This is a genomic window from Amycolatopsis sp. 505, assembly GCF_031625235.1.
Classification (GTDB): domain Bacteria; phylum Actinomycetota; class Actinomycetes; order Mycobacteriales; family Pseudonocardiaceae; genus Amycolatopsis.
In genome coordinates this window covers 118,166-139,369 of record NZ_JACKQP010000012.1, presented here as the reverse complement: position 1 = coordinate 139,369, position 21,204 = coordinate 118,166, and the positions used below count along the sequence as shown (strand labels likewise).

19 protein-coding genes are annotated in these 21,204 nt (G+C 72.7%); 8 read left to right on the top strand and 11 right to left on the bottom strand.

From position 1 onward, the window contains the following. Window positions 1-61: 61 nt before the first annotated feature. Window positions 62-1,762: a TIGR03086 family metal-binding protein gene (locus tag H5965_RS37990; protein ID WP_310975875.1), complete on the bottom strand. Its 1,701-nt coding sequence runs from the start codon at window positions 1,760-1,762 to the stop codon at window positions 62-64. Window positions 1,763-1,849: 87 nt separating this feature from the next. Here H5965_RS37990 and H5965_RS37985 point away from each other — a divergent pair, with 87 nt between their 5' ends. Together H5965_RS37985 and H5965_RS37980 are read left to right on the top strand one after the other, a co-directional pair. Further along, window positions 1,850-2,482, top strand: a complete 633-nt coding sequence (locus H5965_RS37985; protein WP_310975874.1) for a helix-turn-helix domain-containing protein — start codon at window positions 1,850-1,852, stop codon at window positions 2,480-2,482. Between the two features lie 178 nt (window positions 2,483-2,660). Next, complete coding sequence (locus tag H5965_RS37980; protein WP_310975873.1) at window positions 2,661-3,488, top strand: DUF11 domain-containing protein; 828 nt, start codon at window positions 2,661-2,663, stop codon at window positions 3,486-3,488. A gap of 62 nt (window positions 3,489-3,550) precedes the next feature. Here the strand turns inward: H5965_RS37980 and H5965_RS37975 are convergent, their stop codons facing one another. Next, on the bottom strand, window positions 3,551-4,327 hold the full coding sequence (locus H5965_RS37975; protein ID WP_310976049.1) for a serine protease: 777 nt from the start codon (window positions 4,325-4,327) through the stop codon (window positions 3,551-3,553). A 642-nt stretch (window positions 4,328-4,969) separates the two neighbouring features. Between H5965_RS37975 and H5965_RS37970 the strand changes: the two genes are divergently transcribed. The 3 genes from H5965_RS37970 to H5965_RS37960 are packed head-to-tail and all read left to right on the top strand — an operon-like array spanning window position 4,970 to window position 7,803. Next, the gene (locus H5965_RS37970) at window positions 4,970-5,551 is read left to right on the top strand and encodes a TetR/AcrR family transcriptional regulator (protein WP_310975872.1); all 582 of its coding nucleotides are present in this window, start codon (window positions 4,970-4,972) and stop codon (window positions 5,549-5,551) included. Window positions 5,552-5,571: 20 nt separating this feature from the next. Further along, entirely contained in the window at window positions 5,572-6,744 is a 1,173-nt protein-coding gene (locus H5965_RS37965; RefSeq protein WP_310975871.1) for a Glu/Leu/Phe/Val dehydrogenase dimerization domain-containing protein, read from the top strand. A 36-nt stretch (window positions 6,745-6,780) separates the two neighbouring features. Further along, window positions 6,781-7,803, top strand: a complete 1,023-nt coding sequence (locus H5965_RS37960) for an LLM class flavin-dependent oxidoreductase (protein ID WP_310975870.1) — start codon at window positions 6,781-6,783, stop codon at window positions 7,801-7,803. Here the strand turns inward: H5965_RS37960 and kstD are convergent. Beyond that, on the bottom strand, window positions 7,800-9,521 hold the full coding sequence (gene kstD / locus H5965_RS37955; RefSeq protein WP_310975869.1) for a 3-oxosteroid 1-dehydrogenase: 1,722 nt from the start codon (window positions 9,519-9,521) through the stop codon (window positions 7,800-7,802). The genes H5965_RS37960 and kstD overlap by 4 nt on opposite strands. 143 nt (window positions 9,522-9,664) lie before the next feature. After that, window positions 9,665-10,855: a cytochrome P450 gene (locus H5965_RS37950; protein WP_310975868.1), complete on the bottom strand. Its 1,191-nt coding sequence runs from the start codon at window positions 10,853-10,855 to the stop codon at window positions 9,665-9,667. Window positions 10,856-11,051: 196 nt separating this feature from the next. Between H5965_RS37950 and H5965_RS37945 the strand changes: the two genes are divergently transcribed. After that, the gene (locus H5965_RS37945) at window positions 11,052-11,753 is read left to right on the top strand and encodes an SDR family NAD(P)-dependent oxidoreductase (protein ID WP_310976048.1); all 702 of its coding nucleotides are present in this window, start codon (window positions 11,052-11,054) and stop codon (window positions 11,751-11,753) included. Here H5965_RS37945 and H5965_RS37940 read toward each other — a convergent pair. Then, window positions 11,750-13,030, bottom strand: coding sequence for a 6-phospho-beta-glucosidase (locus tag H5965_RS37940; protein ID WP_310975867.1), 1,281 nt, complete (start codon window positions 13,028-13,030; stop codon window positions 11,750-11,752). The genes H5965_RS37945 and H5965_RS37940 overlap by 4 nt on opposite strands. 161 nt (window positions 13,031-13,191) lie before the next feature. Here H5965_RS37940 and H5965_RS37935 point away from each other — a divergent pair, with 161 nt between their 5' ends. Then, window positions 13,192-14,217, top strand: coding sequence for a carbohydrate kinase family protein (locus H5965_RS37935; protein WP_310975866.1), 1,026 nt, complete (start codon window positions 13,192-13,194; stop codon window positions 14,215-14,217). A gap of 84 nt (window positions 14,218-14,301) precedes the next feature. On the opposite strand, the gene H5965_RS37930 is transcribed toward H5965_RS37935, so the two are convergent. The 4 genes from H5965_RS37930 to H5965_RS37915 form a co-directional block, all read right to left on the bottom strand. Continuing rightward, the gene (locus H5965_RS37930) at window positions 14,302-15,063 is read right to left on the bottom strand and encodes an alpha/beta hydrolase (protein ID WP_310975865.1); all 762 of its coding nucleotides are present in this window, start codon (window positions 15,061-15,063) and stop codon (window positions 14,302-14,304) included. Between the two features lie 74 nt (window positions 15,064-15,137). Beyond that, on the bottom strand, window positions 15,138-15,746 hold the full coding sequence (locus H5965_RS37925) for a TetR/AcrR family transcriptional regulator (RefSeq protein WP_310975864.1): 609 nt from the start codon (window positions 15,744-15,746) through the stop codon (window positions 15,138-15,140). Between the two features lie 74 nt (window positions 15,747-15,820). Further along, a complete protein-coding gene (locus H5965_RS37920) occupies window positions 15,821-17,872 on the bottom strand; it encodes a PQQ-dependent sugar dehydrogenase (RefSeq protein WP_310975863.1) in 2,052 nt (683 codons plus the stop codon). A gap of 67 nt (window positions 17,873-17,939) precedes the next feature. After that, the gene (locus H5965_RS37915) at window positions 17,940-18,821 is read right to left on the bottom strand and encodes an alpha/beta hydrolase (RefSeq protein WP_310975862.1); all 882 of its coding nucleotides are present in this window, start codon (window positions 18,819-18,821) and stop codon (window positions 17,940-17,942) included. An 82-nt stretch (window positions 18,822-18,903) separates the two neighbouring features. Between H5965_RS37915 and H5965_RS37910 the strand changes: the two genes are divergently transcribed. Beyond that, on the top strand, window positions 18,904-19,458 hold the full coding sequence (locus H5965_RS37910; RefSeq protein WP_310975861.1) for a CGNR zinc finger domain-containing protein: 555 nt from the start codon (window positions 18,904-18,906) through the stop codon (window positions 19,456-19,458). A 78-nt stretch (window positions 19,459-19,536) separates the two neighbouring features. On the opposite strand, the gene H5965_RS37905 is transcribed toward H5965_RS37910, so the two are convergent. Both H5965_RS37905 and H5965_RS37900 read right to left on the bottom strand, forming a co-directional pair. Continuing rightward, complete coding sequence (locus H5965_RS37905) at window positions 19,537-20,292, bottom strand: SDR family oxidoreductase (protein WP_310975860.1); 756 nt, start codon at window positions 20,290-20,292, stop codon at window positions 19,537-19,539. A 62-nt stretch (window positions 20,293-20,354) separates the two neighbouring features. Then, window positions 20,355-21,182 (bottom strand): SCO6745 family protein, encoded by an 828-nt coding sequence (locus H5965_RS37900; protein ID WP_310975859.1) that lies wholly within the window; start codon window positions 21,180-21,182, stop codon window positions 20,355-20,357. Window positions 21,183-21,204 lie beyond the last annotated feature (22 nt).

The following is a 21,204-nucleotide window of genomic DNA, read 5'->3' as shown; positions in this document are numbered from 1 at the left end:
ATGCGGGAATGCCGGGCGCCGTCACTGCGGCTCCCGGCACTCCCGCTCCCCCGCTCGGAGCTCAAGCCGTCCACTCGGGGTTGCGGCCCAGGTACCGCAGGAGCGTCGCCACTGCGTCGTCGGCCGGGGACGGGTTCAGCGCCGGGGCGTACGCGAAGCCGCGGAGGGGCTCTGCCAGCTGGTGGGCCACCGGGAGGAGCTGGGCCGCCAACGCCGGCGTCAGCCGTGACTTCTGGCCCGTTGCCACCGCGATGTCCCAAGCGTGGACCGCCGCGTCCAAAGCTGCCGCTCCGACCGCTACCGGGGCCGGGAGGGCTCCCTGGGGCAACGGGGTCGGGACCGCCTCGGCGTTCCGGGACACCGTTGCGAACGCCGCCGACGCCGCCGCCAAGGTCGGCTCCAAGAACTCCGAGGCCGTCACCGAAAGCGAACCCGAGGGGGCGAACGGGTTGAAGTCCGGGCCGCCCGTTCCGGTGATCGCCGCCGCGTAGCCGAGCTGGTCGCCTGCCGCGTGCTGGAGGACCTGGGTGACGTTCCACTCCGCGCACGGCGTGGGGGCCGACCAGTCCGTCACGCCCGCGATCGCCGCCCGCAGGGCTTCGTGGGCCGACTCGAGGAGCGGCCAGCCGGCCTGCACGCCCGCGAAGAACTTGCGGATGTCCGCCACCAGGACCTCCGTGGCTTCGTGCGCCGCGTAGTGGCCCGCCGCGTCGCGGGGGCCGCCGCCGGTCGCCGTGACGTCGTAGCTGTTCCAGCTGACGATGTTCGCGTGGTCGCGCTCGGCGAACCTGCGGATCGACTGGAAGTCGCCCTTGAACATCGCCAGGGCCGTCGGGACCGTCGTCGGGCCCTCCGGGTGCGCCGTCGCGCGGGCGTTCTCGTAGTAGAAGCGGATCGACGAGCCGCCCGTGCGGGTCAGCCAGTACAGCGCCACGTTCGCCACCACGAACTCCGGGTCCAGGTGCTCGCCGAACAGCTGGGCGTTCCACGCCAGCAGGCCCAGCGGCGAGTCCGTCAGCGCGAACGCCAGCGTGTGCGGCTGCTGGCTGTGCAGGATGTTGAACGAGAACATGTTCTCCGAGAACCACTGCAGGTGCGCCAGCGCGGCCTGGTCGGCTTCGCTCAGGTCCGCCATCTCGGCCGGGTCGCCGGACGGGAACGAGAACAGCTGCGTGACGTGCACGCCGACGACCTTCTCCGGCGCGAGCCGCCCGATCTCCGGCGAGATCATCGATCCGCCGTCGTTGCCGACCGCGCCGTACTTCTCGTAGCCCAGCCGGCTCATCAGCTCGGCCCACGCCGCCGCCGTGCGGTGGGTGTCCCAGCCCGCCGAGCGGGTGGGGCCCGAGAAGCCGAAGCCCGGCAGCGACGGGATGACCAGGTGGAACGCCGGCTCGTCGGCCGACGCGGGCTCGGTCAGCGGGCCGATCACGTCCAGGTACTCCACGATCGAGCCCGGCCAGCCGTGCGTCAGGACCAGCGGCGTCGCGTCCTCCCGCGACGAGCGGACGTGCAGGAAGTGGATGTCCTCGCCGTCGATCTCCGTCACGAACTGCGGGTACGCGTTCAGCCGCGCCTCGAACGCCCGCCAGTCGAACTTCTCCAGCCAGTACTCGGCCAGCGCGCGGACCCGCTCGTTCGTGACGCCGTACTCGGCGGGCAGCTCGTCCGGCCACAGCGCCCCGCGCAGGCGGTTCTCCAGGTCCGCGAGGGCGGCCTGCGGGATCTCGACGCGGAACGGGCGGAGGGCGGGGACCGTCATGGTGAACTCCTCGGAAGGGTGGAACGGAATGCTTCGTTCCGAACTGTAGCAGACCGGAACGATCCGTTCCAGTGGTAATCTCGGCCGATGCGCGAGACAGACACCGCCCTGCCCGGCCGCCGCGGTCAGGCCGCCCGCAACAACCTCGTGATCCTGGACGCCGCCCGGCACGTCTTCCTCGGCGATCCGAAGGCCCCCATCTCGCAGGTCGCCGAACGCGCCGGCGTCGGCATCAGCGCGCTCTACCGCCGCTACCCCAGCAAGGAAGCCCTGCTCTGCAAGATCTGCCACGACGGGCTCCTCATGTACATCGGCGAGGCCGAAGTCGCCGCGGAGGAGCCGGACGGCTGGTCGGCGCTGACCGGCTTCCTGGCCCGGGTCGTCGAACTCGACGTGCACTCCCTGACCGTCCACCTCGCCGGCACGTTCACCCCGACCCCCGAGATGGGCCGGGACGCGCGGCGGGCGGGCGAGCTGACCAAGCACCTGGTCGAGCGGGCGCACGAGACCGGGCGGCTGCGCGCGGACGCCGTCGCCGAGGACATCGGCATGATCCTCGAGTGCTGCGCCGCCATCCGCGTCGACGACCCGGACCGGACGTCGGAGCTGCGCCACCGGTACCTCGCGCTGCTCATCGAGGGGTTGTCGGCGAAAGGCCCGGATCTGCCGGGCCCGCCGCCGCGGCCGGGTGAGATGAACGGCCGCTGGCGTCCCTCCTGACGGCGGTGCCGCAACGCGTCCGGATGGCGGTAACGAATTCCGGGAGTGCGACGACTGATCAGCGTCGGCTGTCCAAAAAGACCCCAATGCACCATCAGTCAGAGCGGCATTCCCGGACCGGAACAGCGAGATGACGACTATGCAAAGAAGCTGGCGACGGACCACGATCCTGTCTTCGGTGGCCGCACTGGCCACGGCGTTCATCGCAATCGCCCCCGCCGCGCAGGCGGACACGCCCACCAGTTCCGTCGAAGTCAGTCCCACCACGGTGCTTCCGGGGCAGACATTCACGGTCACGCAAACCATTCACAACGACCGCGATTTCACGGTGACTTTCGCGAAGGGCGCCATTTACGGCACGCCGACCGCGATCGTCGACGTCGCCGACATCGTGTCCTGCACCAACACGACGGCGGTCGGCTGTTTCCAGGCCGGGAGCAGTTACCGCGCCGCCTTCGGCGACCTCGAGGCGGGCGGCACGAGGACCACGGTGTGGACCTTGCGCGTCAAGGACACCGCGGCACCGGGGCAGTTCACGCTGCAGCACCAGTTCGTCGGGGACAACTACGCCTTCGAAACCTTCGACGGCCCCGTGATCACCGTCGCCGAGCCGTCCACGCAGGCCGACGTCAAGGTCGCGCTGGGCGCCACCGGGCACGGCGGGCTGAACGCGCGCATCGACTACACGGTGACCGTGACGAACAACGGCCCGGCCACGGCGACCGGAACCCGGGTCGTGGCCACGTATCCGGCCGGTCTGTCGTTCGCCAGTGGCAGCGGCTGCACCCACGTCAGCGGCACCCGGACCGTGAACTGTGACGTCGCTTCGCTGGCCAGCGGCGCGTCGGCGACGCCGAAGTTCTCGGTGAACGGCGGCCTGCTCGCGCTCGGCTCGTACACCACGACGGCGAAGCGGACGGCGAGCTCGCCCGCGGATCCCAACGCCGCCAACGACAGCGCGTCGAAGACCTGCTCGGCGCTCACTGGGCTCATCGTGACCTGCTGAGGGTTCCGAGAGGTGAACCGGGCTCGTGTCCTCCGCCAGGGACACGGGCCCGGTTCGCGTTTTCAGCCCGTGACCGAGGCGTACAGCTTTGCGATGTCGTCGTCGAAATAGGCGCTGTAGGAAACGTCCGGGGTGTCGCCGCCGAGCTGGTAACCGCCGATCACGCCGATGACGGCGCCGTCGGTGACCCACGGCCCGCCGCTGGTTCCGTCCGGGAAACCGGGGCACGCCACGCGCAGCTGATATGTGTCGGAACGCGTCGTGTCCCCGGCGCAGACCACCGGGGAATCGGTCGTGTCGGGGTAGCCCGTGAGGGTGATCCGGTGCTCGAATCCGCGATTCGTGCCGAGCACGTTCGCGCCGGTGAGGCTTTCCAGGGAGGCGGGGTTTCCGGCCTGCCGGACGGTCAGGAACGCGAAGTCCAGATCGGGGTCGTTCGACGCCGTCCAGCCGCCGGCGACGGCCACCGAGGTCACCGTCCACTGCCCGAACGGCGCGACGCCGTCGTGGTAGCCGGGGGCGAAGGTCATGCCGTCCCGGACGCAGTGCGCGGCGGTGAGGACGAGGTCGCCGGCGGCCGAGTGGACGACGCTCGCCGTGCAGAAGTGGCTCCCGTCCGCGAAGAGCGCGCCGACCGGGGACGCGGCGGGCTTCGCCGGTGCTGCGGCGGGGTTTGCCGGTTCTACGGCGGGGGCGGTGGGGACGGGAGGGGTGGCGATCGCGCCCGCGGCGTAGGCGTCGTCGGCGGTCGTGCCGGTGCCGAGGACCAGCCCGGTCCCCAGGACCAGCAACGCCGCCGCGGCCGTCAGCGCGATGCGGGGAAACTTGATCGCCACCAGTCCAGATCACCACAGGGACGCCGCGTCCGCAGCGTGCGCGGGCCGATGCACAGCGACCTCATAGTGACCTCACAGCGCGGCACAGGCTCAGCCGCCGCCCGGCTCCTCCCACCCGTCCCGCCATCTCGGTCCGGGCAGACGCGGGACCGCCGCCACGGATCGCCGAGACCGGCTAGCCGATTTCCGCCGCCGCCGACTCCCCCGCCCGATTCCGAGGCCGCCGCAGGTCCCGGGCCGCCGGTTCGCAAGCCCGCTGCCGACTACTCCCCGCCCGGTTCCAAGGGCACGGCGACCTCACAACGCGGCACAGGCTCGGCGACCGCGGGGCCACCCGCCTCCGAGGGCGCGCGCGGATCCGAGCCGCCGGTTCGCAAGCCTCGCCGCCCGCCGCCGCCAACCCCAGTAGCCTCGCTGCCCGCCGCCCAGCCCGGCCGCTGCACAGGCTGCCGCCGCCCGGCTCCTCCCGCCCGGCTCGCGGGCCACGGCGGTTCGGAGCCCGGCCGCCGCCCGGTCACACCGATCCGAGCGCCATCGCGCGGCCGGGGTCGCCCACCCTCACCTGCGCTCCTGACCGTCCGCACAGGCCGAGGAACCCACATTCGGCGCCTCCCGCGCTCCCGGCGCCCTCGGTACGGTGACCGCATGATGCGGAAGGCCGTTGCCGTGCGGCGGGACGAGATCGTGCGGGCCGCTCTCGCGCAGATCCGGTCCCGGGGGATCGCCGGGGTGCGGGCCGCCGATGTCGCTCACTCACTCGATGTCAGCACCGCGCTGATCTTCTACCACTTCGGGACCCTCGAAACGCTCGTCATCGAAGCCTTCCGGCAGGCCGCCGAGCACGAACTGAGCAAGCTGAACCAGGAGCTCGGCAAAAGCGGTCCCGCCGACCAGCGGCTGCGGGCCGTCCTCGCCCTGTACGGGCCCACCAAGCACGACAACTGGCCGCTGTGGATCGAAGCCGGTGCCGCCGCCATGCGGGACGCCGCCCTGCGGGCCGTGCTGCAGCGGCTCGACCTGCGGTGGCGGGACGCCGTCGTCGCGCTGATCGCGGAGGGTGTCGGGGCCGGGACCTTCCGGTGCCCCGATCCGCACGGCGCCGCGTGGCGGCTGACCGCGCTGCTCGACGGGCTCGCCGTCCAGGTCGTCGCCCGGGAGGGCACGGTCACCACCGGGGACTGCGACCGGTGGGTCGCCCAGGCGATGGCGCACGAGCTCGGGTGTTGACCGGGGGATCAGGAGGGGCGATGAGCGGAACGGCGTTGCTCGAAGTGGCGTGGACCGACCCCGTCACCGGGTGCCGCGGCTACCTGGTGATCGACCGGCTCGTGCGCGGCGTCGCCAGCGGCGGCCTGCGGATGCGCCGCGGCTGCTCGCTGTTCGAGGTCCGCGGCCTGGCGCGGAGCATGACGCTCAAGGAAGGCCTCAACTACGACCCCGACGGCCGCTACATCCCCCTCGGCGGCGCCAAGGGCGGCATCGACTTCGACCCCTACGACGAGCGCGCCCGCGACGTCGTCGCCCGGTACCTGCACGCCATGCGGCCGCTCATCGAGCAGTACTGGACCATGGGCGAGGACCTGGGCCTGCGCCAGGACGTCATCGACGGCGTCATCGCCGAAATCGGCCTGCTCAGCCCGGTGCAGGCCGTCTACCCGCTGCTCGAAGACCGCGACGCGGCGACCGCCCGGCTCGCGGAGGCCTTCCGGATCGAGGTCGGCGGCCTGGGGCTCGACGAGCTGGTCGGCGGCCTCGGCGTCGCGCAGGCCACGCTCACCGGGCTGGAGCTGCTCGGCATGGCCGACCGGCCGAACCGGGTCGTGCTCCAGGGGTTCGGCGCGATGGGCGGCGCCACGGCCCGCTTCCTCGCCGACGCCGGCCTGCGCGTCGTCGGCGTCTCGGACGTGCGCGGGGTCGTCGCCAACCCGGACGGGCTCGACGTCGAAAACCTGCTGCGGCACCGCGACCGCTTCGGCGGCATCGACCGCGACAACCTCAAGCCCGGCGACGAGCTGCTGCCCCCGGAAGCGTGGCTGGACGTGCCGGCCGAGGTGCTGGTGCCGGCGGCGATCTCCTACTGCGTCGACGCCGACAACCAGGCCAAGATCGGCGCGAATCTCATCGTCGAGGCCGCGAACCTGCCGGTCACCCCGGACGCCGAGGAGCTCCTCGACCGGCGCGGGATCCGCGTGGTGCCGGACTTCGTCGCCAACTCGGCGACCAACTCCTGGTGGTGGTGGACGCTGTTCGGCGACGTCGGCGCGGACGCCGAGGAGGCCTTCGGCAAGGTCCGCACCCGGATGCGCGGCCTGGTGACCGGCATGTTCGAGGTCGCCACGCTCGACGGCCTCAGCCTCCGCGACGCCGCGCTGCAGCTGTCGGAGAAGAACCTCGAAGCCATCCAGGCCCGGTTCGGGTGAGGGAACGAATCCGCCCCCAAAGTAGTTGAGCGTTGTATGAAACTCGGCATCTACAGCTTCGGCGACCGCGCGCCGGACCCGCGCACCGGCGACCAGCCCACCGTCGCGCGGACGCTGGCCAACACCCTCGAGCGGATCAAGCTCGCCGACGAGCTGGGCCTGGGCTTCTACGGCCTCGGCGAGCACCACCTCGACCAGTACGCGATCTCGAACCCCGGCACGGTGCTGGCCGCCGCCGCGAGCGTCACGAACCAGATCACCCTGAGCTCCGCCGTCACCGTGCTGAGCACCGAGGACCCGGTCCGCCTCTACCAGCAGTTCACCACCCTCGACCAGCTCAGCCACGGCCGCGCCGAGCTGCTCGCCGGGCGCGGGTCGTTCACCGAGTCGTTCCCGCTGTTCGGCAACGACCTCGGCGACTACGACGAGCTCTTCGAGGAGAAGCTCGCCCTGCTCCTGCGCATCGACCGCGAAGACCCGCTGACCTGGTCCGGCAAGTTCCGCCCGCCGCTGGAGAACGCGCGGATCCTGCCCCGGCCGTACGGGGACCACCTACGCATCTCGGTCGGCACCGGCGGCAACCCCGAGTCGTCGATCCGCGCCGGCCTGCTCGGCCTGCCGGTGGTGTACGCGGTGATCGGCGGGCAGCCCGAGCGCTTCGCCCCGCTCGTCGACCTCTACCGCCGCGCCGGGGAAGCGGGCGAACAGCAGGACCTGCACGTCACCATGGGCGCGATCGGCTTCATCGCCGAGAAGTCCCAGGACGCCAAGGAAACGTTCTACCCGTACTGGCTCGAGACGATGAAATACGGCGCCCGCGCCCGCGGCTGGGCGGTCCCGACGCGCGCGGAGTACGACGACTACACCCGCGACGCGAACGCGCTGTTCGTCGGCAGCCCGCAGGAGATCGCCGAACGCCTGATCGCGGTCGGCAAGCTCACCGGCGCGGACCGGTACGCCATGCAGATGGACTGGTCCGGTGTCCCGCACACCGAGGTCATGCGGGCCATCGAACTGCTCGGCACCGAGGTGCTCCCGCTGGTGGAAAAGGAGTTCTAGACGTCGTTGCCGGCGATGTAGCCGAACGTCATCGCGGGGCCGATGGTCGACCCCGCGCCGGCGTAGCTGTGGCCCATCACCGCCGCGCTCGCGTTGCCCGCCGCGTACAGGCCGGGGATCACCGAGCCGTCCGGGCGCAGCACCCGCGCCCGGGCGTCCGTGCGCATGCCGCCCTTCGTGCCGAGGTCGCCGGGGACCAGCCGCAGTGCGTAGTACGGCGCCAGCCTCAGCTGGGCCAGGCAGGAGTTCGGCGTCACCGACGGATCCGTGTAGTAGTGGTCGTACGCGCTGGCGCCGCGGCGGAACTCGGGGTCCACCCCGGACCGGGCGAAGCCGTTGAAGCGGTCCACAGTGGACTTCAAGACGGCGGACGGCAGGCCGATCTGCGTGGCCAGCCCTTGGACGCTCGACGCCTTGAAGACCGCACCCGCGCTGTACCAGGCGTCCGGGAACGGCAGCAGCGGCGCGATGTCGCGGAAGAGGTACCGGTTGCGGTAGTTCTGGTCGACGATCAGCCACGCCGGGATGTCCGGCGCCGCCGGGTTCTTGTCGTACATGGTGTGCACGACGTCGCTGTAGGGCGCGGCTTCGTTGACGAACCGCTGCCCGGCCTGGTTCACGATCAGCCCGCCGGGCAGGGTCCGCTCGGCCAGGCAGAAGTACGGGTCGCCGGGGGTCGGGATGGCCGGGCCCCACCAGGCGTCGTCCATCAGGTCGAGCGCGGCACCGGCCCGCTGCCCGGCACGGTGGCCGTCGCCGGTGTTCTCCTTCGCGCCGACGGTCCAGTCCGTGCCGATCGGCTGCCGCTGGTACTGCGCGCGCATCGCCGCGTTGTGCTCGAACCCGCCGGAGCCGACGATCACCCCGCGCCGGGCCCGCACCAGCCCGCTCGGCGTCACCACCCCGGTCACCGCGCCGTTTTCGACGTTCAGGTCGACGAGCGGGGTGTTGAGCAGCACCGGGACGTTCGCCCGCTGCAGGCCCACGCGCAGGCCGGCGGCGAGCGATTGCCCCATGGTGAGCGGCTTCTGCCCGGCCAGCGCGGCGGCGGTGCCGCGGGCGAGGCATTCGGCGGCGACCGCGGCGCCCTTGGCGTTCACCAGCGCCAGGTTCAGCCACTTGTAGTCGGCGCTGAAGACGACGAGCCCGGGCGGGGTGGCGAGGTAGGGCGGGTTCAGGTTCGCCAGCTCGGCGCCGAGCAGGTTCCCGTCGAACTGGTCCGGCTCGATCGACCGGCCGTTCGGCAGCCCGCCCGGGAGCTCCGGGTAGTAGTCGCTGTAGCCCTCCATGAAGCGGAACCGCAGCGGGCTGTTGGCCAGGACGAACGAGATCATCGCCGGGCCGTTGCGCAGGAAGGCCTCCTGACGCGCGGCCGGCACGTCCGGGCCGACGACGGCGGCGAGGTACTGCGCGGCCTTCGCGGGCGTGTCCGGGACGCCCGCGGCGAGCAGCACCTGGTTGTTGGGGATCCAGATGCCGGCCCCGGACCGGGCCGCGGACCCACCGAAGGTCGGCGCCTTCTCGAGCACGACGACGCTCAGCCCGCGTTTGGCCGCGGTCAGCGCGGCGGTCATGCCGGCGGCTCCAGAGCCGACCACGACGACGTCGTACTCGGCCGCCGCCGCGGCGGCCGGGGTGGCGAGCCCGGCGGTGACGGCGAGGCCCACCCCGGCGGCGCTGCCGCGGAGGAGCTGGCGGCGGGTCAGGTCGGCATCCATGGCGACTCCTCGCTCGCGGGAACGGCGAGGGTCATGGTCTCCGGCACGGCCCCGAACTGGAACAGGTTCTACCCGAGTGGAGCAGTCCCGCGCGGCGCGGCTCGGCCGCCGGAGTCAATGGGAACCGGCATTCGGCGCAGGGCTCATCCCCGCCAGGTCACCGGCACCTCCTCCGGCCCGCGCACCGACAGCGGCGGCCGCCAGGCGATCGTCTCCCACGGTACCGCCAGGTCCAGCCCCGGCAGCCGGTCCACCAGGGCCCGCAGCGCGATCTCCCCTTCGAGCCGGGCGAGTGCCGCGCCCAGGCAGAAGTGGATGCCGTGCCCGAAGCCGAGCTGCGGCGCGTCCTTCCGGCGGATGTCGAACTCCGCCGCCGACGGGAACGCGTTCTCGTCCCGGTTCGCGGCCCCGACGTGCGCCAGCACCGCCTCCCCGCGGCGCACCAGGACCCCGCTCAGCGTGACGTCCTCCAGCGCGACGCGCAGCAGGGACGAGTCCACCGGGCCGTCGTAGCGCATGATCTCTTCGACCGCCCCCGGCGTCAGCGCGGGGTCGGCGCGCAATGCCGCCAGCTGCTCCGGGTGCCGGCTCAGCAGGACGATCCCGCAGCCGATCAAGCTGACCGTCGTCTCGTGGCCGGCGAGCAGCAACTGGGTGGCCAGGTCGATCAGCTCCGGCTCGGTGAGCCGGTCGCCGTCCTCGTCGCGGGCGTGCACCAGCGCGCTGAGGAAGTCGTCCGCGGGCCGCGCGCGCTTCTCCGCCACCAGCGCGGCCATGTCCTCGGCGCCGTCGCGGCGGGCCTGCTCGACGTCGGCGGGCGCGTGCTGCATCGGCGTCACGATCACGCGCGACCACCGCGCGAACCGCGCGCGGCCGGCGAACGGGACGCCGAGCAGTTCGCACATGACCAGCGTCGGCAGCGGGAAGGCGAACTCTTCGACCAGGTTCGCCGGCGGCCCGTGCGCGATCACCGCGTCGACGAGCTCGTCGGCGATCTCCTGGATCCGGGGCCGCAGCGCGGCGATCCGGCGGACGGTGAACGCCTGCGCCGACAGCCGCCGCAGGCGCGTGTGGTCGGGCGGGTCCATGTTCAGGATGCTGTGCTCGCCGGTCGAGAAATCGCCCGGCTCGATCAGGCACGGCGCGCCCGGGTACAGCAGGTTGCGGCTGAACCGCGGGTCGGAGAAGACCGTGCGGACGTCGTCGTAGCGCGTCACCAGCCAGCCCTCGTGCCCGCTGGGGAACGCGATCCGGGACACCGGCGGGTGCCCGGCGTAGACCTCCCCCATCGGGACGGCGGGGTGGTCCTTCTCGGCGGGGTAGACAGCGGTCATGCCGCCGATGATGGGCGCCGCTCCCGGCGCCGCGGAAGGCGGTCGACCACGGGAAACCCGTCCGGACGCCGGAAACCGCCCGGACGGCCTCACCCGCGCAGTGTCCTATGTGGACCTCGGCCAGTAAGTTGACGTCCTCCTCAACTTGTGGCTAAGTTGAGAACGTACTCAACTTGAGGAGGTTCCCTTGCCGAAAGTGCTCGCCGTCCTGGGTGCCGGCCCCGGACTGGGCCTGTCGATCGCCCACCGGTTCGGCCGCGAAGGCTTCACGACCGCGCTGGTTTCCCGCACCGACACGCGGCACGCGGGTTACCGCGCGTCACTGGCCGGGATCGATGCCCGCACCTACACGGCCGACGTCACCGACGAAGACCGGCTCCGCGACGTGCTCGTCCGCATCACCGCCGACGCCGGCGAGATCGACACGGTGTACTTCGGGCCGGCCGACGCGACGGCGGGCCCGGGCATCACCCCGCTCACCGAAGCCGGTGCCGGCACCCTGCGCGCCACGTTCGATTCCGTCGTGCGCCCGGCGGCGCAACTGGTCGAAGCGGTACTGCCAGGCCTGGTGAAGCGCGGCTCGGGGTCGTTGCTCTTCGCCGGTGGCCTGAGCGGCAAGTACCCGATGCCGATGCTCGGCAGCCTCGCCCCGGCGTCGGCGGCGCTGCGGATGTACGTGCTCACGCTGCACGAAGCCCTGCGCGAAACCGGCGTCCACGCCGGGATCCTCACCATCGGCGGCCTCATCGAGCGCGGGGACATCCACCGCGTGTTCACCGCACAGGACCACGGCTTCAGCGTGGGCACGCTCGATCCGGACGACATCGCCGAACGGGCGTGGCAGGTTCACACCGAACGGGAAGCCGAAGCGGAGTTCAACGCGATGGCGGCGGTCTAGGCGAGGTGGGCGAGTTCCGGGTGCGCGGCGGCGTAGGCGTCGAGCAGCCGCCGGGCGACCGGCACCGAGCCGACCAGCGGGTGCAGCGCGAACGCCCGCAGTGCCGCCGCCCGCGAACCCGTCGTCGCCGCTTCGATCACGGCCCGCTCGACGGCCTTGACCGTCGTCACCAGGCCGAGCGCGTGGTCGGCGAGGGGTCCGGTGGCGAGCGGGCGGGCGCCGCCGGCGTCGACCGCGCACGGGACCTCGACGACCGCGTCGCCCGGCACGCCCGGGAGCGCGGAACCGTTGCGGACGTTGAGGATCAGCGTCGTGCGTTCGCCGTGCGCGAGGGCGCGCATCAAGGCCAGCGCGACCTTCTCGTAGCCGCCGCCTTCGAGGTCGTCACGCTCCCCTTCGCGCGTCTCGGCCATGTACGTCGCTTCGCGTTCCAGGCGTGTGCGTTCCCACGAGGCCAGCGAAGGGTCCGCGTAGAAACCGCGTTGCTGCTCGAGGAGGAACGCCCCGCGCGACTCCGAACCCGCGGCCTCGCGGGCGAAGTAGTAGTAGTGCAGGTATTCGTTGGGGATGGCGCCGAGCGTGCGCAGCCAGTCCGCGCCGAAGAGCCGGCCCTCCTCGAACGACTCGCACGCGGCGGTGTCGGCCAGCAGCCGCGGCAGGACGTCCTCGCCGTCGACGCGCACCGAGCGAAGCCAGCCGAGGTGGTTGAGCCCCGCGTAGTCGAACTTCGCCGCCGCCGCGTCGATCCCGAGGGCCCGGCCGACGCGGCGGCAGAGCCCGACCGGCGAGTCGCAGATGCCGATCACCCGGCCGCCGAGGTGCGCGGCCATCGCTTCGGTGACCAGCCCCGCGGGGTTGGTGAAGTTGATGACCCACGCGCGCGGCGCCAGCTCGCCGACCAGCCGCGCGAGGGCGACCGCGACCGGGACCGTCCGGAGTCCGTAGGCGATCCCGCCGGCACCGGCGGTTTCCTGGCCCAGCACGCCTTCCGCGTGCGCGATCCGCTCGTCCAGCCGCCGGCCGCGCAGGCCGCCGACCCGGATGGCCGAGAACACGAAGTCCACATCGGACACCGCGGTGGCGAGGTCGGTGGTGGTGCGGACCCGTGGTGCGTCGGCGACGCCGCCGGCCTGCTCGGCCAGCACCCGTTCGATCGCCGCGAGGCGTCCGGCGTCGACGTCGTGCAGGACGAGCTCGGTGACCTCGCCGCCGTCCAGCAGCGCCGCGTGCACCAGCGGCACGCGGAACCCGCCGCCGCCGAGGATCGCCAGCCTCACCGCGGGTCACTTCGCTCGGTCGGGTGACAGCCGTGCCGCATTCGCCGACCCTAGCAGCCCGGAGCACGCAATCCGTGGCCGAAACGGCCCAGCTCTTGCGATTCTCCCTTCGCTGACGCAGGCTCGGGCCGACCATCCGAGTGATCGCCGTGGAGGCGCCCGTGCCGGCTGAACCCACCCCCGAAGTCGACGTCTTCCTGTCCGGCCTGCTGTTCTTCGACCTGGTCTTCACCGGGCTCGAACACCCGCCGGCGCCGGGCACCGAGGTGTGGACCGGCGGCATGGGCTCGGGGCCGGGCGGGATCGCGAACTTCGCCGTCGCGCTGAGCCGGCTCGGCCTGCGGACGTCGCTGGCGGCGGCGTTCGGCACCGACGTCTACGGGCGCTACTGCTGGGACGTGCTGGCCCGCCAGGAGCACATCGACCTGTCGCGGTCGCGGCGGTTCCCGGAGTGGCACTCGCCGGTGACGGTCTCGCTGGCCTACGCGGGCGACCGCGCGATGGTCACCCACGGCCACCCGCCGCCCGTCCCGGTCGCCGAGCTCGCCGGTTCGCCGCCGCCGAGCCGGGCGACGGTGGCGCACATCGGCCTCGACACGGCCGAGTGGGTCCACACCGCGCACCAGTCCGGCAGCCTGGTGTTCGCCGACGTCGGCTGGGATCCGTCCGAAGCCTGGTCGCCGGCGCTGCTGGAGCAGCTGGCGTGCTGCCACGCGTTCGTGCCGAACGAGATCGAGGCGATGCGCTACACCCGCACGGACACGCCCGAGGCGGCGCTGGCCCGGCTGGCGGAGCTGGTCCCGATCGCGGTGATCACCCGCGGCGGCGAGGGGGTGCTGGCGGTGGACGGGACGACCGGCGAGACGGCAGCGGTCCCGGCGCTGCCGGTCGACGTGCTCGACGCGACGGGCGCGGGTGACGTGTTCGGCGCCGGGTTCGTGGCCGCGACGCTGACGGGCTGGCCGCTGGTGGAGCGGCTGCGGTTCGCGTGCCTGACCGCAAGCCTGTCGGTCCAGCACTTCGGCGGCGCGCTGGCCGCCCCGGGCTGGCACGAGATCGCGCAGTGGCACGCGCGGACCCGCAGCCCGGAGTACGCGTTCCTGGACGACGTGCTGCCGTCCGAAACCGTGGCCGGCACCCGCCGCGGCCCGGTGACCCTCGGCTTCGGCGACGACAGCTGGCGCTGACCCGGCCCAGGTGCCGCGAATGACTCATTCGGGACGCCGGAGGTCCCGAATGAGTCATTCGCGACGTCAGCGCGGCCTCGGCGGCTAACCGTCCAAACGGGACCAGAACGCGGTCAGGGCGCGCGCCACCGGCTGCGGGTCCGTCACCGGCCACCAGTGCCCGGTACCGGGGAGCTCGGCGATCTCGGCACCGGCGGCCTCGCCGGCGAACCGGTGCTGCGCGGGCGTCCCGCTGGCCTGGTCGACGTCCGCGAGGGCGATCAGGGCCAGCCCGGGCCGTTGCCGGGCCTTCGCGAGGTCGCGGCCCGCCTCGGCCATCGCCGGCTGGGCGGCCGACCGCAGGAGCGAGAGCACCGCCCGCCCCATGCCGTCGTCCATCCCGGCGGCCACGCGTTCCGCGGCCGGGCCGGTCATCCCGAGCGCGGTGACGACCGCCAGCCGCTGCTCGAAACTGCCGCCGAAGATCTCCTTCACCGAGGCCTCGCCCGCCCCTTCCTGCTGCCACACCTGCGCCCGCGCGTGCCAGACGTAGTCCGGCGCGAAGAGGCCGAGCGCGTCCGAGGCCCAGCTGCGGATCAGGTCCGGGCGGGTCATCGCGATCCGGGCGACGTGCGCGCCGCCCCAGTCGTGGCCGACGAGGTCGACCGGTTCCTTGAACTGCTCCAGCCGCGCGGCGAGCCACTCGCCGTAGCCCGCCACCGTGGCGGAGAAGCCGTCCGACGCGGGCACCCCGAAACCGGGCGGGGACAGCGTCACCGCGTCGTCCCGGCCGAGGGCGGCGATCAGCGGTCCCCACACGCCTGAGTTCTCCGGGTTGCCGTGCACGAGTACCAGAGGAACAGCCATCTCCACTCCTAACTTGCGTGCATGTATGCAAGTAAGTGTAGCAGCGGCCGGCGCCGGGCGGCCACGGCCGGAAACTACGGCGCGACGGTGAACGCCGCGCGGACCGAGCGCGTCGCCTCGCGGATGAGGGTGGGGACGTTGCGCACGGGGGGCTGGGCGATCAGCTGCAGCCCGGTCCCGCGGACCAGGGCGACGACCAGCACAGCGGCCGCGGCCGGGTGCACGTCGGACCGGACGGACCCGTCGGCGACGCCCTGGCGGAGGACGTCCGCCAGCAGCTGCCGGAAGTCGGCGTCCCGGCGGGCGAACAGTGGCGCCAGCAGGGGGTCGGCCGCGATCGCCTCGCCCCACAGCTGCAGGAAGGCGCGCGCCGACGGGGTGCGCCGCACGACGTTGCGCAGGTACGCCTCGACGATCCGCACCAGGTGCTCCAGGCCGTCCCCGTCGTAGGCGGGGACGTCGAACCGCTGCGCCGCGTCGAGCACGGCTTCCAGCAGCCGTTCCCGGCTGCCGAAGTGGTGGTAGACGATGCCGCGGCTGTAGCCGGCGGCTTCCCCGACCTCGGCGAGGGTGACGGCGCGCGAGCCGCTGCGCGCGATGAGCGCCATGGCCGCGTCCAGCACGCGCCGCTCGGTCTCGGCGCGTCGTTGCTCCTGCGTTCGCCTCGCCGGACGATCGGTCATGCGCGGTGCTCCCCTGCCGGGCGTAGTGGTCGACGAAGTGTGCCACGCTCCGCCGACCACCGGACCGGCCGGACCTACCCCACCGACACCCGCAGGATCTTGTTGTGGCTGTTGTGCGGCGTGCTGTCCTTGTCACCGTCCACGCTGGTCGCCAGCCACATCTGCCCGTCCGGCGCGGGCTCGGCCGTGCGGAGCCGGCCGTAGGTGCCGTTGAAGAACGTCTGGAAGTTCGTCAGCGAGCTGCCGCTGATCACCGCGCGGTAGAGCCGCGCCCCGCGCTGGCAGGCCACGTACAGCGCGTCACGGATGATCGTGATCCCGCTGCAGGAGCCCTGCGCCACCGGGTACGTCTTCTTCGGCGCGATGAACCCGTCGCACGAACCCGACGTCCCTTCGCAGGACGGCCAGCCGTAGTTGCCGCCCTTCACGATCAGGTTCGTCTCGTCCATGATGCTGTTGCCGAACTCCTGCTCCCACAACCGGCCCTGGGAGTCGAACGCCAGACCCTGGACGTTGCGGTGGCCGTAGCTCCACACCGCGTTGTGGAACGGGTTGTCCGCCGGGATCGAGCCGTCCGGGTTGATCCGCAGCACCTTTCCGTTGAGACTGCTGGTGTTCGGGGCGTTGCCGCTGTTCTGCGCGTCGCCCGTGCCCGCGAACAGGAACCGGCCGTCCGGGCTGAACCGCAGCCGGCCGCCGTTGTGGAACTTGTTGCGCGCGATGCCGGTCAGCAGGACCTGCTCGGTGCTCGTGGTCAGCGAGTCGGCGGCGGGGTCGTACTTGATCCGCACGATCCGGTTGTCGCTGCCCGAAGTGTGCATGATGTAGAGCCAGTGGTCCGAGGCGAACGACACCGGGTTGATCTCCAGCCCGGTCAGGCCGCCTTCGCCGTCGGTGCTCTGCACGTTCGGGACGGTGCCGATCGTCTTCTTCGCGCCGGTCTTCGGGTTCAGGTGGACGATGGCGTGCGCGTCGCGCTGGTTGTAGAGGATCGTGCCGTCGGGCAGGGTCACCAGGCCCCACACGACGTCGTCGTCCGTGCCGACCTGCGTGGCACCGCAGACCCCCTGCGACGGCGTGCAGTTCGACCCGCCGGTGGTGGTGACGTCCAGGACCGGCGTGCTCGGGTCGCCGAGGTTGCCGTTCCCGTCGACGGCCCGCACCTGGAGGTGGTAGGCGGTGTTCGGGGTCAGGCCGCCGAGCGTGGTGCTCGCCGTGTCGGAGGTCCCGATCTGCGTGGTGCCGTTGTAGATCCGGTAGCCGGTGACGCCGACGTCGTCGGTCGACGCCGTCCACGCGAGCCCGATCGACGTGCTGTTCACGGCGGTGGTGTGCACGTTCGTCGGCGCGGACGGCGGCGTGTGGTCGTCGGACGGCGGTGTCTTCACCTGCAGCGTCCCGCTGGCCTGGGAGACGTTCCCGGCGGCGTCGCGGGCGTTGACGTAGAAGCCGTAGCTGCCGTTCGGGCCGAGGTTGCCGCAGGTCGCGGTGAGCGCGCCGGTGGTGCTGGCGCAGAGCTGGCCGTCACGGTAGACGTCGTAGCCGGTGACGCCGGTGTTGTCGGTCGCCGCGGTCCACTCGATCGTGGCGCTGGTGGGGGTGACCCCGACGAGCGCCGGCTTGCCGGGCGGTGACGGCGGCTGAACGTCGCCACCTGAACCGTAGACGCCGAATTCCTGCAGCGAATAGCCCTTCGACGAGTCGGTGCGGCAGCGTTTCGTGCCGTACACCCGGACGTACCGGCCGGTGCCGTCGAGGGCGGTGAGGTCCTCGACGCCGCCCTTGCCCGCGTCCGTCGCGTAGATCTTCGTCCAGGTGACGTGGTCGGTGGACGTGTCGATTTCGTAGGCGGTGGCGCAGGAAGCGTCCCACTGCAGCCGGACGCGGCTGACGTGCACCGCCGCGCCGAGGTCCACGTAAATCCACTGTGGATCGACACCGGCCGCGCTCGCCCAGCGGGTCGAGCTGTCGCCGTCGACCGCGTTCGCCGCCGGGCAGCAGCCGCCCGACGAGGACACGGTGACCGGCTTTCCCTGTGACAGCAACGGGTCCGCGGCGGCCGCCGGGGTGATCGCCGCGGCGGCGAGCGCGACCGCGATCGCCCCCGCCCGAATCAGTCGACTCATACCGTCCTCCATGGCTGATGACGACGGCGGAGGTCGGGAAAACCCTACGAGCGCGGCGGCCGGGTGGTCAACCGGCGTCCCGGTCAACGGGCAGCACCCGGCCGAGGAAACCGCGGATGTACCCGGCGATCGAATCCAGGTGCGTCTCGAGGGCGAAATGGCCGGAATCGAGCAGGTGGATTTCGGCGTCGGGCAGGTCGCGGGCGTAGGCGCGGGCGCCGTCGGCGATGAAGATCTCGTCGTTGCCGCCCCAGACGGCGAGCAGCGGCACCCGGCTGGTCCGGAAGTACTCGTGGAACTTCGGGTACAGGCCGATGTTGTGGTGGTAGTCGGCGAGCAGCGCCTGCTGGATCGCGGCGGCGCCGGGCCGGTCGAGCAGCGCCTGGTCGTGGATCCAGACGTCCGGGCTGACCAGCGTGGGATCGGGCACACCGTCGAGGTACTGCGCCTTGGTGGCCTCGAGGGTGACCATGGTGCGCAGGTCGTCCTCGGTCAGGGTGCCGGCGGCGAGCTTCTGCGGGAGCCCGGCGCCGAGGCCGTCGACGTAGGCGTTGCCGTTCTGGGTGACGATCGCGGTCACCCGATCGGGGTTCGCGGTCGCGATGCGCAGGCCGACCGGCGCGCCGAAGTCCTGGATGTAGAGCGCGAAGCGGCCGAGGCCGAGCTGGTCGAGCAGGCCGAGCGTGAGTTCGGCGAGCGCGTCGAAGGTGTAGGCGAACTCGCTGGTGGACGGCGCATCGGAGGCACCGGCGCCGAGGTAGTCCGGCGCGACGACGTGGTAGCGGCCAGCCAGGGCGGGGATGAGGTGCCGGAACATGTGCGAGCTCGTCGGGAAGCCGTGGAGCAGCACGATCGTGGGGGCGCCGGCGGGGCCGGCCTCCCGGTAGAAGAGCCGGTGGCCGTCGACGGTGGCGTAGCGGTGGTGCACGGTTGCCTCCTCGCGTCTCATGGTTACTTGCTCATTTATCCATGAGACGGCGTAGGCTGTCAACGGTCGGGGACACTCTGGGGACGGACATCGGGAGGCGGACATGGTCACGGCGGCACCGGGCGAGGACCGCTCGCCGGCGTTGGCACTGGTCAACACCCGGCGCGTGGCGGCGGACGACCTCGCAACGCCCGGCTCGGCGGTTTCGTGGCTGGACTCGCACGGGCTGGCGGCGGCTGTCCCGGACGCGGCGTCGCTGCGCCGGCTGACGGAGCTGCGGTCGGCGGTCCGCGAGCTGCTGGCGGCGCCGGCCTCGGGCGGTGCGCCCTCCGCGGCGGCGGTGTCGGCGGTGAACGCGGCGGCCCGCGCGGACGGGGCCGCGCTGGTGCTGACCTGGGGTGCCGGGCCGGCCCGCTCGTGGGACAGCGCCCGGCCGGGCAGCCTCGACGCGGCGGTGGGGGCGTTGGCCCGCGACGCGATCGAGGTGGTGAGCGGCGAGCTGGGGCCGTTGGTGCGGCCGTGCGAGGCCCACGGGTGCATCAGGTACTACGTCCGCGAGCACGCCCGCCGCCGCTGGTGCTCGACGACCTGCGGCGACCGGGTGCGCGCGGCCCGGCACCAGCGGCTGGTGGTCGAGCAGCGGGACGGGTCGCGCTGAGGCCCGCCGGAAGGTCGCGAATGACTCATTCGGGACGTGGGAGGTCCCGAATGAGTCATTCGCGACGTCGGGTGCGGGTCAGTCGACCAGGGCGCCGCAGCTGACGTTGACCGTGGCGGCCGTCATCGAGGCCGCCCGGTCCGACGCGACGAACGCCGCCACCGCTCCCACGTCGGCCAGGGTGGCCGCGCGGCCGAGCATCGTCTTGCCCGCGATGTTCTCCTCCAGCTCCGCGCGGCCCGCGAAACCGTCCGGGATCGTCTCCGGGATGCCACCCGTGCGGAGCGTCACCGTGCGGATCCCGTGCGGCCCCAGCTCGGCGGCGAGCTGGCGGCGCATCGCCTCCAGCGCGTGGAACGCCACCTGCAGCCCGCCGACCGAGAACTCCCGCACCGGGTCGCCCGCGCCGCCGAAGAACAGGATCGCCCCCGGCCGCTGCCCGATCATGTGCCGGGCCGCCGCGCGGGCGGTCAGGAACTGGGTGCGGACCGCCGTCAGCACCGGGCGCTCGTAGTCCGCGAGGGCCATCTCCACCAGCGGCGTGCCCTGGACGTCGCCGTGGCCGATCAGGTTGAACGAGACGCCGATCCCGCCCTCGGCCGCCACCTCCGCGGCGTGCTCGTCGACCGCGCGCTCGTCGAGGGCGTCGACCTCCGCCGTCTCGGCCCGGCCGCCGGACGCGCGGATCCGGCCGGCGACCTCCTCCAGCCTGGAGCGGGTGCGGCCGGCGAGGAACACCCGCGCGCCCTCCTCCGCGAAGGCGGTGGCCACCGCCGTGCCGATCCGCCCCGCGGCGCCGTAGACGATCGCGTTCTTGCCGGCGAGCAACGTCATGAAGTCCTCCCGAGTGTCCGGTTTTGCCCGTGCGTCGAACGGGCGCACCCGGAATCGACACCTCAGGGCCGCGGAACCCCGACCGGGTTCGGCATGGTGACCAGCCCGCGGTCGATCACCGCCCGGCTCAGCGGCACCGCCAGCGCCAGCAGCCGGTCGACGTCGGGGCCCAGCGCCGCCACCGGGGCCGCCGCCAGCCGGTCCGTGTCGTCCTCGACGCCGCGGCGCAAGGCACGGCCCGCGTCGGTGAGGACGCCGTCCGCGTCGAGGATGCCGCGGGCCCGCAGCCGGTCGGTGGCCTCGTCCCACTGTGCGTCCGTCCAGCCGCGGTGGGGCTGGATGTCCTCGCGGGCGAGCACGCCGTCACCGATGTGGGTGAGGGTCGTCTCCAGGCCGCTCAGGCCGGCGTGGACCGCCGCGAGGACGTGGCCGTCGCCGCGGTGCTCACGCAGGATCGTCGCCGCCAGCCACAGGCTCGCCGGCGCGTCCGCCGGCTTCGGCACCGCCGCCCACGCCGCCGCGAGCGGGCGGCCGCCGAACTCGCACGCGTCCACCGCCCGCCAGAGCAGCGCGCTCAGCTCCGAGACGTCGTCCGCGACCGTGCGCAAGGCCGACGCCACCGCTTCCGTCCGCGAGCCGATGACGGCCTCGGGCGAGGCGAACGACCAGGCGTCGGGCAAGGACCGCGCCACCATCGACGGCGCGAAGCCGAACAGCATCGCCGTCGCCGGTCCGGGGCCGATCGGGCCGAGGGGCGCCAGCCGCCCCGCGAAGTAGCCCATCCAGTAGCCGCGCAGGCCGGCCGCTTTCGCCGCTTCGGCCGTCTGAGGCGCGAAGTAGACGACGGCGTGCAGTGGTTCCACGGCCGCCCACAGGCGACGAGCTGTCATGGGCCCTCCTCACGGGATCAGC

What these genes read in the sequence shown, in the direction of transcription:
- H5965_RS37990 (WP_310975875.1), bottom strand. Translation starts at nt 1,762, where the DNA reads ATGACGGTCCCCGCCCTCCGCCCGTTCCGCGTCGAGATCCCGCAGGCC.
- H5965_RS37985 (WP_310975874.1), top strand. Translation starts at nt 1,850, where the DNA reads ATGCGCGAGACAGACACCGCCCTGCCCGGCCGCCGCGGTCAGGCCGCC.
- H5965_RS37970 (WP_310975872.1), top strand. Translation starts at nt 4,970, where the DNA reads ATGATGCGGAAGGCCGTTGCCGTGCGGCGGGACGAGATCGTGCGGGCC.
- H5965_RS37965 (WP_310975871.1), top strand. Translation starts at nt 5,572, where the DNA reads ATGAGCGGAACGGCGTTGCTCGAAGTGGCGTGGACCGACCCCGTCACC.
- H5965_RS37960 (WP_310975870.1), top strand. Translation starts at nt 6,781, where the DNA reads ATGAAACTCGGCATCTACAGCTTCGGCGACCGCGCGCCGGACCCGCGC.
- kstD (WP_310975869.1), bottom strand. Translation starts at nt 9,521, where the DNA reads ATGGATGCCGACCTGACCCGCCGCCAGCTCCTCCGCGGCAGCGCCGCC.
- H5965_RS37950 (WP_310975868.1), bottom strand. Translation starts at nt 10,855, where the DNA reads ATGACCGCTGTCTACCCCGCCGAGAAGGACCACCCCGCCGTCCCGATG.
- H5965_RS37930 (WP_310975865.1), bottom strand. Translation starts at nt 15,063, where the DNA reads ATGGCTGTTCCTCTGGTACTCGTGCACGGCAACCCGGAGAACTCAGGC.
- H5965_RS37925 (WP_310975864.1), bottom strand. Translation starts at nt 15,746, where the DNA reads ATGACCGATCGTCCGGCGAGGCGAACGCAGGAGCAACGACGCGCCGAG.
- H5965_RS37920 (WP_310975863.1), bottom strand. Translation starts at nt 17,872, where the DNA reads ATGAGTCGACTGATTCGGGCGGGGGCGATCGCGGTCGCGCTCGCCGCC.
- H5965_RS37915 (WP_310975862.1), bottom strand. Translation starts at nt 18,821, where the DNA reads ATGAGACGCGAGGAGGCAACCGTGCACCACCGCTACGCCACCGTCGAC.
- H5965_RS37910 (WP_310975861.1), top strand. Translation starts at nt 18,904, where the DNA reads ATGGTCACGGCGGCACCGGGCGAGGACCGCTCGCCGGCGTTGGCACTG.
- H5965_RS37905 (WP_310975860.1), bottom strand. Translation starts at nt 20,292, where the DNA reads ATGACGTTGCTCGCCGGCAAGAACGCGATCGTCTACGGCGCCGCGGGG.
- H5965_RS37900 (WP_310975859.1), bottom strand. Translation starts at nt 21,182, where the DNA reads ATGACAGCTCGTCGCCTGTGGGCGGCCGTGGAACCACTGCACGCCGTC.